This window comes from Streptomyces sp. NEAU-YJ-81 (genome assembly GCF_017592595.1).
Lineage (GTDB): Bacteria > Actinomycetota > Actinomycetes > Streptomycetales > Streptomycetaceae > Streptomyces > Streptomyces hygroscopicus_B.
In genome coordinates this window covers 156,520-168,926 of the sequence record NZ_JAGFNO010000007.1, presented here as the reverse complement: position 1 = coordinate 168,926, position 12,407 = coordinate 156,520, and the positions used below count along the sequence as shown (strand labels likewise).

Annotated in this window: 12 protein-coding genes; 6 read left to right on the top strand and 6 right to left on the bottom strand. The window is 72.7% G+C overall.

Going from position 1 to position 12,407, the window contains the following annotated elements:
- Nucleotides 1-48: 48 nt before the first annotated feature.
- The 4 genes from J5X86_RS18605 to J5X86_RS18590 form a co-directional block, all read right to left on the bottom strand.
- Nucleotides 49-387, bottom strand: a complete 339-nt coding sequence (locus J5X86_RS18605; RefSeq protein ID WP_208517902.1) for a DUF202 domain-containing protein — start codon at nucleotides 385-387, stop codon at nucleotides 49-51.
- An 18-nt stretch (nucleotides 388-405) separates the two neighbouring features.
- Nucleotides 406-771, bottom strand: coding sequence for a YidH family protein (locus J5X86_RS18600; protein ID WP_208518031.1), 366 nt, complete (start codon nucleotides 769-771; stop codon nucleotides 406-408).
- Nucleotides 772-878: 107 nt separating this feature from the next.
- Nucleotides 879-1,415, bottom strand: a complete 537-nt coding sequence (locus tag J5X86_RS18595) for an NUDIX domain-containing protein (RefSeq protein ID WP_208517901.1) — start codon at nucleotides 1,413-1,415, stop codon at nucleotides 879-881.
- A gap of 29 nt (nucleotides 1,416-1,444) precedes the next feature.
- Nucleotides 1,445-2,170 (bottom strand): hypothetical protein, encoded by a 726-nt coding sequence (locus J5X86_RS18590; RefSeq protein WP_208517900.1) that lies wholly within the window; start codon nucleotides 2,168-2,170, stop codon nucleotides 1,445-1,447.
- Between the two features lie 275 nt (nucleotides 2,171-2,445).
- Here J5X86_RS18590 and J5X86_RS18585 point away from each other — a divergent pair, with 275 nt between their 5' ends.
- The 4 genes from J5X86_RS18585 (at nucleotide 2,446) to J5X86_RS18570 (ending at nucleotide 6,833) form a co-directional block, all read left to right on the top strand.
- A complete protein-coding gene (locus J5X86_RS18585) occupies nucleotides 2,446-4,101 on the top strand; it encodes an FAD-binding dehydrogenase (protein ID WP_208517899.1) in 1,656 nt (551 codons plus the stop codon).
- A 168-nt stretch (nucleotides 4,102-4,269) separates the two neighbouring features.
- Complete coding sequence (locus J5X86_RS18580; protein WP_208517898.1) at nucleotides 4,270-5,004, top strand: molybdopterin-dependent oxidoreductase; 735 nt, start codon at nucleotides 4,270-4,272, stop codon at nucleotides 5,002-5,004.
- The gene (locus tag J5X86_RS18575; protein WP_243980728.1) at nucleotides 4,988-5,662 is read left to right on the top strand and encodes a cytochrome b/b6 domain-containing protein; all 675 of its coding nucleotides are present in this window, start codon (nucleotides 4,988-4,990) and stop codon (nucleotides 5,660-5,662) included. Before J5X86_RS18580 ends, J5X86_RS18575 begins: the two co-directional genes overlap by 17 nt.
- A gap of 178 nt (nucleotides 5,663-5,840) precedes the next feature.
- On the top strand, nucleotides 5,841-6,833 hold the full coding sequence (locus J5X86_RS18570; protein ID WP_243980726.1) for a glycoside hydrolase family 6 protein: 993 nt from the start codon (nucleotides 5,841-5,843) through the stop codon (nucleotides 6,831-6,833).
- 23 nt (nucleotides 6,834-6,856) lie between these two features.
- Here J5X86_RS18570 and J5X86_RS18565 read toward each other — a convergent pair whose 3' ends face one another.
- The gene (locus tag J5X86_RS18565; protein ID WP_208517895.1) at nucleotides 6,857-8,776 is read right to left on the bottom strand and encodes a glycosyltransferase family 2 protein; all 1,920 of its coding nucleotides are present in this window, start codon (nucleotides 8,774-8,776) and stop codon (nucleotides 6,857-6,859) included.
- Between the two features lie 277 nt (nucleotides 8,777-9,053).
- Here J5X86_RS18565 and J5X86_RS18560 point away from each other — a divergent pair, with 277 nt between their 5' ends.
- On the top strand, nucleotides 9,054-10,247 hold the full coding sequence (locus J5X86_RS18560; RefSeq protein WP_208517894.1) for a glycosyltransferase: 1,194 nt from the start codon (nucleotides 9,054-9,056) through the stop codon (nucleotides 10,245-10,247).
- Nucleotides 10,248-10,495: 248 nt separating this feature from the next.
- Here J5X86_RS18560 and J5X86_RS18555 read toward each other — a convergent pair whose 3' ends face one another.
- Nucleotides 10,496-11,461, bottom strand: a complete 966-nt coding sequence (locus J5X86_RS18555; RefSeq protein ID WP_208517893.1) for an AraC family transcriptional regulator — start codon at nucleotides 11,459-11,461, stop codon at nucleotides 10,496-10,498.
- Between the two features lie 81 nt (nucleotides 11,462-11,542).
- Here J5X86_RS18555 and J5X86_RS18550 point away from each other — a divergent pair, with 81 nt between their 5' ends.
- Nucleotides 11,543-12,385 carry an NmrA family transcriptional regulator gene (locus J5X86_RS18550; RefSeq protein ID WP_208517892.1) on the top strand — a complete coding sequence of 281 codons (843 nt, stop codon included), beginning with the start codon at nucleotides 11,543-11,545 and terminating at the stop codon, nucleotides 12,383-12,385.
- Nucleotides 12,386-12,407 lie beyond the last annotated feature (22 nt).

The window sequence follows — 12,407 nt, the reverse complement described above, 5'->3', positions numbered from 1 at the left end:
TGGGGTGATGGCGCTGAGAAGAACGGCGGGGGCGTGGCACCGGCCGCCTCAGCGCAGCATCGCCGCCCCCAGGACGGCCAGGGCGAGGGTGCAGGCCACCGCGGCCACGGCCGCCCGCGGGGACAGGGCGGGCGGACGTGGCATGCGCATGGCCCGGATGCGGCGGTGGGCCAGTGCCAGGAAGGCCAGCCAGGCCACCACCACCAGGGCCAGGACCACGAGCGAGGCCGGGTCGATACCGCTGTGCAGGGTCTGCCGCCCCGCGAGCGAGGCGGCGACCGCGCACGCCAGCGTCGTACGCCGCCAGGCCAGCCGCGTCCGCTCCGGCTGGAGCCCGGGGTCCCGGTCCCGCGTTCGTGGTCCGTGCGTCCCCTTCCCGTCCGGCATCGCCTCACACCTCCCGGGTCAGCCGCCCCACCCGAAGGCGGCCACGATCACCATCAGCAGCGCGACCACCCCGACCGCGAGCCCCAGCACCACCGGGAAGCGGGACATCGGCAGGTCCTCGCCCCGCCGCATGGCCCGCTCGCAGCGCACCCAGTGGCTGATGGCCCGCAGCGCGCACAGCGCGCCGCCCGCCAGCAGGATGAGCGCCAGCGCGAGCCGCAGCGGCCGGGCTGTCTCCGGGAGGAACTGGTCGACCGCGAATCCGCCGCCCACCAGCGCCATCGCGGTGCGCAGCCAGGCGAGAAAGGTCCGTTCGTTGGCGAGTGAGAAGCGGTAGTCGGGGGTGCCGCCCTCTTGCCGCAGCCGCTCGGGCGCGAACCACAGCCGTACGTCCGCCGCCGCCGAGGCGAGACCGCCGCCACGCGGTTCGGCAGGCTGCTCGGGCTCCGAAGGCCGTGGAGGTTCCGAAGGCCCGGGCCCGGAGGATTCGGTCACGTTTCGACCCTCTCACGGCGCCACTCCAGCAGCCGCCGGTACGCCTCCCGCCCGTCCGGCACCCACTCCCACTCGGGCAGCCGCCGGGTCAGCTCCTCCTCGGTGAGAAAGGCGTGCCAGGCGACCTCCTCGGCCTGTGGATCGACCGGCAGCTCGCAGCGCACCTCGTAGACCCGGCTCCACCAGGTGTGCTCGGGCGTCTCGTAGAGGAACGAGAACAGCGGTACGGGCGCGGGCAGCCCCCGCACCCCCAGCTCCTCCTCCGCCTCGCGCAGCGCCGCCTCGTCATAGCCCTCGCCCGCGCCGACGACCCCGCCGACGAACATGTCGTAGAGCGAGGGGAAGACCAGCTTCTCGGTGGTGCGGCGATGGACGAAGACGCGGCCCTGGGCGTCCCGGGCCTGGATGAAGACGCAGCGGTGCCGGAGCCGGTGGGCCATGGCGTCACCGCGTCGGGCTTGGCCCATCACGCGGTCCCGCTCGTCCACGATGTCGAGTAGTTCGTTGGCGGAAAGCGGTTCCTGATCAGGCATACCGCCATACAAGCAGATAGCGGGCGCGGTCAGCGCCGGTGGCCACCGCCGTATCCGCCGCCGTAGTCGCCCCCATGGCCGCCGCCATAGCGGTTTCCATCGCCATAGCCGCCGTCGTACCCGCTGCCGTAGCCGTCCCCGTAGCCGCCACTCTGTCCCTGGCCCTGCCCCGGCGTGTACGGCCCGGAGCCGCCGTTCTCGCCGCGCTGCCGCTCCTGCTGCTGCTCGGCCCAGCGGTCGAACGCCTCCACCGCGTCCTGCCAGTCGTCGTACTGTCCCGGCCCCCGGGACGACCAGTCTGGCCAGGACGGCGTGGAGCGGCCCTTGCCGGACGACGGGGTGCGGGGCTTGTCCGGTGTGGAGTCGGCCGCCGGGGCCTGGGCCACAGGCTGGGCGGCGGGCGGCTGCGGCTTGGGCTTCTCGGCGCGCGCGCCGCGCAGCGGGGTGTCGCCCACCGCGGCCTCGGCGTACGGGACGGCATGGCCCTCCGGCTCGTCCGGGACGGCCGTCGAGGTGTCGTGTCCGGAGGCTGCCGTCGCCTCACGCGCGTCCTTGCCCATGAGCATGAAGAGGGCGGTGGCGGCGCCGGTGGCGGACAGCAGAATCGCCCCGGCGGCTGCCTTACGGCGGTTGTCCATGGGGCGGCGGGCGTGCCGGGGCCCGATCACCTCGCCGCGGAGCACCTGTGCCTCGTCCGCGGGTGGCCCGGACTGGAGGGGCTGCGGGCCGGGGGTGACGAGCGTGGGGTTCACCACGCGACGTTCCACCTCGGGCGTCGGCCCTGAATGCTCAACGGAGCGGTCAGCCATGGTCGATGATGATGCACGGTTGGCCTAACCGTGTCCAATCTCGGTGAACGATTGTGACCTTTTGTTCTACGTCCAGGTTTCGCGGGGGGAGTTGGCGGTCGGGAAGCGGGCCGGAAACCGCTCCCACACCCTGGGTTGACGCCGTACTGGGCGGTAGGCAGGATCGCGGTCATGACGCCGTCGGCGGGCGTCGGCGGGCTCACGAGAACGGACACCACACCATGGCGTACGACGCGGACGTGATCGTGGTCGGCGCGGGGCTCGCGGGCCTCGCCGCCACCGCCGAACTGGCCGACGCCGGCCGTAAGGTGATCCTGCTCGACCAGGAGCCCGAGCAGTCGCTCGGCGGCCAGGCCCACTGGTCCTTCGGCGGTCTCTTCCTCGTCGACTCACCCGAACAGCGCCGCCTGCGCATCCGCGACAGCCATGAACTCGCCTGGCAGGACTGGCTGGGCACGGCCGGGTTCGACCGCGAGGAGGACCGCTGGCCGCGCCGCTGGGCCGAGGCGTACGTGGACTTCGCGGCGGGCGAGAAGCGGTCCTGGCTGCACGCCCAGGGGCTGCGGCTGTTCCCGCTCGTCGGCTGGGCCGAGCGCGGCGGCTACGACGCGACCGGGCACGGCAACTCCGTGCCCCGCTTCCACATCACCTGGGGCACCGGCCCCGGTGTCGTGGCCCCCTTCGAGCGGCGGGTGCGGGCGGCGGCCGCGCGTGGCCTGGTCGAGCTGCGCTTCCGGCACCGGGTGACGGGGCTGGCCCGCAGCGCGGGCACGGTCGACACCGTCACCGGCGACATCCTGGAGCCCAGCGACGCCGAGCGCGGCTCCCCCAGCGGCCGCGAGGTCGCCGGCGCCTTCGAACTGCGCGCCCAAGCCGTGATCATCACCTCGGGTGGGATCGGCGGCAACCACGACCTGGTCCGCGCCAACTGGCCCGAGCGGCTGGGCTCCCCGCCCGAGCGGATGATCTCCGGGGTCCCGGCCCATGTGGACGGCCATATGCTCGGCATCGCCGAGGCGACCGGCGGCCGCATCATCAACCGCGACCGGATGTGGCACTACACCGAGGGCATCGAGAACTGGAACCCCATCTGGCCCCGGCACGGCATCCGCATCCTGCCCGGCCCGTCCTCCCTGTGGTTCGACGCGCGCGGCAAGCGGTTGCCGGTGCCGCTGTTCCCCGGCTTCGACACCCTCGGCACGCTCGAGCACATCATGCGGACCGGCTACGACTACACCTGGTTCGTGCTCACCCGGAAGATCATCGAGAAGGAGTTCGCGCTCTCCGGCTCCGAGCAGAACCCGGACCTCACCGGCAAGAGCGTCCGCGATGTGATCGGCCGAGGCCGGGCCGGTGTCCCGGGCCCGGTCCAGGCGTTCATGGACCACGGCGCGGACTTCATCGTGGAGCGGTCGCTGACGGCGCTGGTCCGGCGGATGAACGAGCTCACCAAGGAGCCGCTCATCGACGAGGAGGGGCTGCGGCGGGAGATCGTCGCCCGGGACCGCGAGATCGCCAACCCCTACACCAAGGACCTCCAGGTCACCGCCCTGCGCGGCACCCGCAAGTATGTGGCCGACCGGCTGATCCGCACCGCCGTCCCGCACCGCATTCTCGACCCCAAGGCGGGTCCGCTGATCGCCGTGCGCCTGAACATCCTGACCCGCAAGACGCTCGGCGGCCTCGAGACGGACCTCTCCTCCCGCGTCCTGACCGAGGGCGGCGAACCGCTGCCCGGCGTCTACGCGGCCGGAGAGGCGGCGGGCTTCGGCGGCGGGGGAGTGCACGGCTACCGCTCCCTGGAGGGCACCTTCCTGGGCGGCTGCCTCTTCTCGGGCCGTACGGCGGGCCGGGCGGCGGCCAAGGCGGTGGGGTAGGCCCGGCGCGTGGCGTGGACCCGGGGTGTGGCGTAGGCCCGGGGCGTGGCGTGGACCTGGCACGTGCCGCAGGCCCCGCACGGCCACCGGGACCCGGAGTCTTACCGAAGTCTGACGAATCCCGGGCGGATCTGGCGCACCACCCCCGCCCGGTGCTCTTATCGACCCATGGACCCCAACACCGGTGCCGGATCCGACGGCCACGGCGCCCCCGTCGGCCGGCGCCTCGTCCTCGGCATGCTCGGCCTCGGCGCGGGCGCGATGGCCGCGGCCCCCTGGCTGCAGGGCCGCCTGGAGACCGCCCTGGGCGCGGTGGCCGACAAGGACCCGACGGGGGTGACCGGACTCCTCCCCAACGGCGGGGGATTCCGCTACTACTCCGTCACCTCCTCCGTGCCCCACAAGGACGCCGGCAACTACCGCCTCACCGTCGACGGACTCGTCGACAAGCCCGCCGAGTACCGCCTCGCCGATCTGCGCGCGCTCCCGCAGACCCGCCTGGTCCGCGATGTCCAGTGCGTCACCGGCTGGCGGGTGCCCGAGACCCCGTTCGAGGGGGTGCGGCTGTCGACGCTGCTCGACGCCGCCGGGGTGGGTCCACGGGCCAAGGCCGTCCGCTTCACCTGCTTCGACGGCGCGTACAGCGAGAGCCTGACCCTCGACCAGGCGCGGCGCGCGGACGTCCTGGTCGCGCTGAAGCTGCGGGACAAGCCGCTGGGACACTCCCACGGCGGGCCGGTGCGGCTGTATGTGGCGCCCATGTACTTCTACAAGTCGGCGAAATGGCTCTCCGGTATCACCGTCACCGACGAGGTGCGACCCGGCTATTGGGAGGACCGGGGCTATGACGTCGACGCCTGGGTCGGTAAATCGAACGGACGCGACGATGACCCCACCGCCTGAGCGGGTGCGCCGGTTCAGCCTCGCCGAGCGCTGGATCCACCGCACCACGGCCCTCCTGCTGGGCGTGTGTGTGGTCAGCGCGGGCTGTCTCTATCTGCCCGAGCTCGCCGAACTCGTCGGCCGGCGCGCCCTCGTCGTCACCGTGCATGAGTGGAGCGGCATCCTGACGCCGCTCCCGGCCCTGCTCGGACTCGCCTCCCGCGCCTTCCGCGCCGATCTCACCCGGCTCAACCGCTTCGGCCCGCACGACCGCCGCTGGCTGCGCGCGGCGCTGCGCCGCGACCACCGGCGACAGGAGCGCCCGGCGGGGAAGTTCAACGCCGGGCAGAAGCTGTACGCGGGGTATATCGCGGGCGCCGTGATGGTGATGGCGGGCACCGGGCTGCTGATGTGGTTCACCGGTCTGGCCCCGCTGGTGTGGCGTACCAGCGCCACCTTCGTCCACGACTGGCTGGCGCTGGCCATCGGCATCGTCCTGATCGGCCATATCGGCAAGGCGTTCGCCGATCCGGAGGCCCGGCGGGGGATGCGTACGGGCAGGGTCGAGCGGGCGTGGGCGGCCCGTGAGCATCCGCTGTGGCGGACGGACGAGGACGCCGCGGACGGCCACCAGGACGCGGGGCACGACATCGGAGACCACGAACACCGTGTCCGCTGAGCCAGTGCGACGCACCCACGTCCGCCGAACCAGCGGCCACGAACGCCGCGTACCGCTGGACCAATAGCCACGCGCCGCATCCGCTGAACCAGTGGCCACGAGCGCCACGTCCGCTGAACCAGTGACACCCGGTGCCATGATGCGTCGCATGCGCGAGAAAGGTGCAACAAAGACCGTTATGCGGCTTGCGATGCATGCCGCCCTGTGCGCCGTGGCGATGCTTCCGCTGAGCGGCTGCCGGATGTTCGATGCCCCGCTGCGGCGGGGCGGGCTCTGGGTGAACCCGGACAGTCCGGCCGCCCGGCAGGTCCGTGAGCGGCAGGACGAGGGAAAGAACCGTGACGCCGCACTCATCCGGCAGATCGCTCAGCAGCCGGTCGCGGAGTGGCTCGGCCCCGCGCCGCCCCGTGAACGGGTCCGCTTCATCACCGAATCCGCGGCGCGGACCGGGTCCACCCCGGTCCTGGTCGCCTATCACATCCCGTACCGCGACTGCGGACGGTACTCGGCGGGCGGAGCGCGGAGCGCCCGGGCGTACCGGCATTGGATCGAGCAGATCACCCTGGGCATCGGCGACCGCAAGGCGATCGTCGTCCTGGAACCCGACGCGGTGGCCCAGCTCGTCGACGGCTGCGTACCGGCCAGGCTGCGCACCGCCCGGCTGGCGATGCTCCGCGACGCGGTCGCCATGTTCGCCGCGCTGCCCCACGTCCAGGTGTACGTGGACGCGGGGAACCCGGGCTGGATCAAGAATCCCGGCCGGCTGGTGCGGTCACTGCGCGAGGGCGGTATCGAGCAGGCGGACGGCTTCGCGCTGAACGTCTCCAACTTCCAGCCGACCCGGCCCACCAAGGCGTACGGCCACCGGCTCTCCGCCGCCCTCGACGGCGCCCACTTCGTCATCGACACCAGCCGGAACGGCAACGGCCCGCTGCGGCTCCGGGGCGCGGCCCGGCACGGTATCCGGGCCCGGGACTCCTGGTGCAACCCGCCGGGGCGGGCGCTGGGCGAGCGGCCCAGCACCACCACCGGGGACCGCCTCGTGGACGCCTATCTGTGGATCAAACGGCCCGGAGAGTCCGACGGAACCTGCAACGGCGGCCCTCCGGCGGGCCGCTGGTGGACCGAGTACGCGCTCGATCTGGCCCGTAACGCCCCCCGCCGCCACTAGCCGCCCAGCCGTCCAGCCGCCGGTCACAGCGCGCAGACCGGCGCCTTTTCCTTGTCCTCGTTCTTGCTCTTGTTCTTCTTGTTCTTCGCTTTCGGGACGGCACAGGGGCTGGCCGCGTCGCGCGCCGTCGGCACCGTTCCGCGCGCCGGGCGCTTCCGGCCGCGGCGCAGCAGCCCCACCGACCAGATCGTCACCGGCGCCAGACACAGGGCGAGGGCGAGCACCGCCCAGGTCCGCATCACCGCATGGGCGTGGCTCAGGAAGAACGAGGCGACCAGAGAGGAGCCGAACACCCCGGCCCACAACAGATGGATACGGAACGTGGAGAGCCGGTCCGGGCTGGACGAGTCGCCCTTGGGCGTGACCACGAACCGGCTGGTGCGGCGCAGCACCGCGTCGCACAGCGACTTGGCGTAGATCGGAGCGGACAGCGCCGAGAGCAGCATCCCGGCCAGCCCGCCGGAGCCCTCCGGCTCATGCGGGGAGACATTGTGCCGCCGGTTCCAGATGTACAGCCCGATCTGCAGCATGGCCGCGTCGCTGTAGAGCATCATCCACATCTCGGCGGGGATGTGGATCCCGGCCGCGCCCAGCACCAGGAACAGCGCACACGACAGCGCGGAGAGGATCCAGTTGAGCGCGGTCATCGGGTAGTACGCGATCATCAGCGAGTAGTTGAGCAGCTTGCCGGGCGACAGGGTGAACGGGCCCTTCCAGAACTGCTTGAGCACGGTCTCGTAGGTGCCGCGGCTCCACCGCATCTGCTGGGTGAAGAAGTCCGTCCAGGTGCTCGGCCCCTCGCCGACCGCGAGCACATCGGGGGTGTAGACCGAGCGCCACTTCTTGCGCGTGGCGGGGTTGCGGTGGCGGTGCAGCTCGAAGCCGGTGGCCATGTCCTCGGTGATCGAGTCGTACAGCCCGCCGATCGAGCGCAGCGCGCTGATCCGCACCGCGTTGTTGGTGCCCACGAACATCGGGCCGCCATAGGCGTTTCCCGCCCGCTGGATCAGCGCGTGGAAAAGGAACTGCTGGCTTTCGGCGGCCTTGGTGACCGGGGTGTCGTAATTCCCGTAGACCTGCGGACCGACAACAAAGGCGATATCCGGATCCCGGAAGTAACCCAGCATGCGCTCCAGGAAGTTGGGCAGCGGCACATGGTCGGTATCCACACACGCCATGAATTCGTACGCGTCGCCATGGGCGTCCAGCCAGGCGTTGTAATTCCCGTGCTTGGTCCTCGCCCGGAAAGCGCCCTTCGGCTGATTCCACTTCTCGATGCCCTTGCGGGAGAAATGCCGTACGCCCAGCCGTGCGCACAGCGCCTTGACCTCCTCGTCGTCCCCCTCGTCCAACAGCCATACGTCCAGCGGCCCGGTGTGCCGGATCCGCACCGCCCCCTCCAGCGTGGCCCGGACCATCGCGATCGGCTCCTTGCCGGGCACGAAGCTGGTCAGGAACGCCACCCGGGTCCCCGGCTCGGCCACCACCGGCACCGGATCCCGCGCCACCAGCGTCGCATGGGCGTTGGAGACGACCGTGAACAGGCGAAAGCCCTCGATCAACGCGATCGAGACCAGCATCGCGAGGTCCGCCGCCCGCTGCCACCACGGCGCATAGGCGCGCTCCAGCCAGTGATCGGGGTGCAGCAGCCACAGCAGCAGCAGCGCCGAGCACACCGGCGCCGCGCACAGCAGCAGCGCGGCACGGATCCGGTGCGGCTCCTGCGCCAGCAGACTCCGGCAGCGCACCCGGTAGGGGCGGTCCGTGGGGGCGTTGGTCAGCGGGCCCGCCAGCTCGCTGTACCGCTTGTACTCGTACACCGAGGCGGAACGGTGGTGCGGGACGCGGGAATCCGACGCGGTACGCGCGGGCGGCATCCCGGCGGATACGGTGTGTGCGGTGGCTTTCCGGGGGGAATCTCTGACGGGGGTCGGTGCAGACATCTGGGCACTCCCGCGGGGCTGGCTCGAACCGAATGGCGCGCCGCGATGACCCATATGGGCCATATTCTTCAGGTCATCGCGCGAGATGAGAAGGTAACAATCCCATGGGGGCTGGCGGTGCACATCGGATATTCGGCGCGCCCTTGTTGACGGCCCGTAAGACATCCACTCCGACGGCCCAGCGGTGCGCGTCTTACGTGATTTACATCCCGCCGTCTGGCAGGGTCGGCACCGATCGAAGCCCATCGGAATACGGAGGATGGGGCGCAGTCGCCCGATGAGAGTCCTGCACATCATCTCCCGCCTCGGGGCCGGAGGAGCCGAACAGCAACTGAGGCTGCTGCTGCGCCATTTGCCGGTGCGCTGTGACGTCATCGCCCTCTCGGGCCCCGGCGCCACCGCGCACGGCATCCGCGCGGACGGCATCCCGGTCACCCATGTGCCCCTGGGCAGCGGGCGCGAGCGGCAGCTCACCACGGTGCCCAGGCTGGTGCGGATCATCCGGTCCGGCGGCTACGACCTGGTGCACACCCATCTGTACCGGGCGTGTGTGCTCGGCCGGATCGCCGCCCGGCTGGCCGGGGTGCGGGCGGTCATCGCCACCGAACACAGCCTGGGCGAGCGGCGGATCGACGGCCGTCCGCTCACGGCCGCCCTCCGCGCCCGCTATCTCGCCGCCGAGCGGCTGGGCTCGGCCACCGTCGCCGTCTCGGCCGCCGTCGCCGACCGGCTGCGCGACTGGGGCGTGCCCAACCCCCGGATCCATCTGGTGCCGAACGGGATCGACGCCCGCCACTTCCGCTTCGAACCGGCCGCCCGGGCGGCCGCCCGCGCCCGTCTCGGCCTCCCCGACCGGGCCTTCGTGGTCGGCGGGGTCGGCCGCCTGGTGGCGGACAAGCGGTTCGACGCGGCGGTACGGGCCATCGCCGAGGTGCCGGACACCCGGCTGCTGCTGGTCGGCGAGGGCCCCGAGCGCCCCGCCCTGGAGGACCTGGCCGCCCGGCTCGGCGTGGCCGACCGGGTGCGGCTGCTGGGGGAGCGCGACGGCGCGGTGGCCCCGCCGGACGACCGGCCCGCGGGGCTGCCCGGACTGCTGGCCGCCATGGACGTCCTGGTCTCGCCGTCCACCGAGGAGGCGTTCGGCCTCGCGGCCCTGGAAGGGCTGGCGGCCGGGCTGCCGGTGCTGCACACCGTCTGCCCCGCCCTCGACGAGCTCCCCGCCGGGGCCGTCCCCGGCGCCCGCCGTATCGCCCCCGGCCCGGCCGCCCTCGCCGACGCCCTGCGCGGGCAGGCCGCCGGGGGCCCGCTGCGCTTCCCGGTCCCGGACGCCATCGACCGCTACGACATCGCCCGCGGCGCCCGCCGCCTGATGGACCTCTACGACCGCGCCACCACCTGCGGGCCGGACGGCTGTCTGCGGGTGTCACCCATCAGCCGCCGCATGCCGCGGCGCGGCGCGCCCGCGGGTTGAGAAGGCTCGCGCGCCGTGCCGACTCCGCCTCCGCCCCTTGCCGTTCAGGGGTCGATCAGGCAGGAAATCAATCGCGTCGCACGGCCTCACCGCGGTCATCGTCAGGCCCCGGGGCCAGATCACGGAGCAGTTTCAGCACCTGCCGCGGGCCGGGGCGGCTGCCGGTGCCCGCACGGCTGACGGTGAAGACGCGAGGCGATACGGGGGAACATGCCTTCAGCGTCCCCGCCCCAAAAGCAAAAATCGAGTTAGCTTTTATTGCCCAAAGCGTTAGCCCCACTTAATGCCGCCTCGCGGTACGCCCGCGGGCTGAGGCCGCGCTCGCGCGTGAAGGCCGCGCTGAGGGCGAACGCACTGCCGTAGCCGACCCGCCGGGCCACCGCCGCCAGGGTGCTCTCCGGGTCCCGGAGCAGATCCGCCGCCAGCGCCAGCCGCCAGCCGGTCAGATACGCCATGGGCGGCTCGCCCACCAGCGCGGTGAAGCGGCGGGCCAGCGCCGCACGCGAGACCCCCGTCTCGGCGGCGAGCCCGGCCACGGTCCACGGATGGGCCGGGTTGTTCTGCAGCAGCCGCAGGGCACGGCCCACCACCGGGTCGCCCAGCGCCCGGTACCAGCCCGGCGCCCGGGCCTCCGGTCGGGAGAACCAGGCCCGCAGCACGGAGATCAGCAGCAGATCCAGCAGCCGGTCCAGGACCGCCTCCTGCCCGGCCTCGTCCCTGACGATCTCCTCGCCGAGCCAGGGCATCAGGGGGCAGTCCCACACCTCGCCGTCCAGCGCCAGCAGCGGGGGCAGCGCGTCCAGCAGCCGTCCGCTGATCTCCCCGTCCAGCTGATAGGTGCCGATGAGCATCGTGGCCGAGCCGTCCGGGCTGTTGCCCCAGGTACGCACCCCCAGCGCCATCGCCTCGGCCAGATCCGCGCCGTCCGCCGTGCGGCACACCTCACCGGGGAGGATCCACGCCTGCGGCGCGGTGGCGGGGTCGTCGGCGACCGTGTACGGGGCGGGGCCGCGCGCGATGGCCACGTCCCCCGGGCGCAGCCGCACCGCCTCGCCCTCGTCCGGCACCACCCATGCCTCGCCGCGCGCCATGGTCATCACGCACAGCGGGGCCCGGTCCTCGATCCGTACCGCCCAGGGCGGCTCCATCACGACCCGCAGCAGAAAGGCCCCCCGGGCCCGCGGGCCGTCCAGCAGACTCGCCAGCGCGTCCATGGCGCACAGCGTAGACGCTCGCTTATGCGGCCGAGCCTCTCGGCCATGGCCCGTCTCACCGCCCGCGAGTTGACTGGCCGTATGACGACACGTAACAGGGAACACCCGACCGTCCTGGTGCTCGGCGGCACCGGCAAGACCGGCCGCCGGGTCGCGGACCGGCTGATCCGGACCGGGCACCCGGCGCGGATCGGCTCCCGGTCCGGCGAGACGCCGTTCGACTGGGAGGATCCGCGCACCTGGGAGCCCGCGCTGGACGGCGCCGTCGCGGCGTACCTCGCCTACTACCCGGACGTCTGCGACCCGGGCGCCGCCGCCACCCTCCGCGCCTTCGCCGAACGGGCGGCCGGGAGCGGCACCCGGCGGCTGGTGCTGCTCTCCGCCCGGGGCGTGGAGGCGGCGCTGCCCGCCGAGGAGGCGGTGCGGGTGCCGGGTGCGGAGTGGACCGTGCTGCGGGCGAGTTGGTTCTGCCAGAACTTCGACGAGGGCATCCTGCGCGACGGGGTGCTCGACGGCGAGTTCGTCTTCCCGGCCGGGGACGTCAAGGAGCCCTTCGTGGACGCCGACGACATCGCCGAGGTCGCGGTCGCGGCGCTGACCGGGGAGGGACACGCGGGCCGGATCTACGAGATCACCGGGCCGAGGCTGCTGACTTTCGCCGAGGCGGCCGCGGAGATCGCCGGGGCGACGGGCCGCGCGGTGCGCTATGCGCCGGTCCCCGCCGAGGAGTACGGGGCCGCGCTGGTGCGCGACCACGGGCTGCCGGACGAGCTGGGGTCGTTTCTGACCGGCCTGTTCGCCACCTTGCTGGACGGGCGCAACGCGCGGCTGGGGGACGGCGTTCACCGCGTTCTGGGCCGGGCGCCCCGGGACTTCGCCGACTACGTCCGCGAGACCGCCGGGAGCGGCGCCTGGGCCGACTGAAGCGCGACGGACATCGCCGCCT

Coding starts and splice junctions, on each gene's coding strand:
- J5X86_RS18605 (WP_208517902.1), bottom strand. CDS start 387: ATGCCGGACGGGAAGGGGACGCACGGACCACGAACGCGGGACCGGGAC.
- J5X86_RS18595 (WP_208517901.1), bottom strand. CDS start 1,415: ATGCCTGATCAGGAACCGCTTTCCGCCAACGAACTACTCGACATCGTG.
- J5X86_RS18585 (WP_208517899.1), top strand. CDS start 2,446: ATGGCGTACGACGCGGACGTGATCGTGGTCGGCGCGGGGCTCGCGGGC.
- J5X86_RS18580 (WP_208517898.1), top strand. CDS start 4,270: ATGGACCCCAACACCGGTGCCGGATCCGACGGCCACGGCGCCCCCGTC.
- J5X86_RS18575 (WP_243980728.1), top strand. CDS start 4,988: ATGACCCCACCGCCTGAGCGGGTGCGCCGGTTCAGCCTCGCCGAGCGC.
- J5X86_RS18570 (WP_243980726.1), top strand. CDS start 5,841: ATGCGGCTTGCGATGCATGCCGCCCTGTGCGCCGTGGCGATGCTTCCG.
- J5X86_RS18565 (WP_208517895.1), bottom strand. CDS start 8,776: ATGTCTGCACCGACCCCCGTCAGAGATTCCCCCCGGAAAGCCACCGCA.
- J5X86_RS18560 (WP_208517894.1), top strand. CDS start 9,054: ATGAGAGTCCTGCACATCATCTCCCGCCTCGGGGCCGGAGGAGCCGAA.
- J5X86_RS18555 (WP_208517893.1), bottom strand. CDS start 11,461: ATGGACGCGCTGGCGAGTCTGCTGGACGGCCCGCGGGCCCGGGGGGCC.
- J5X86_RS18550 (WP_208517892.1), top strand. CDS start 11,543: ATGACGACACGTAACAGGGAACACCCGACCGTCCTGGTGCTCGGCGGC.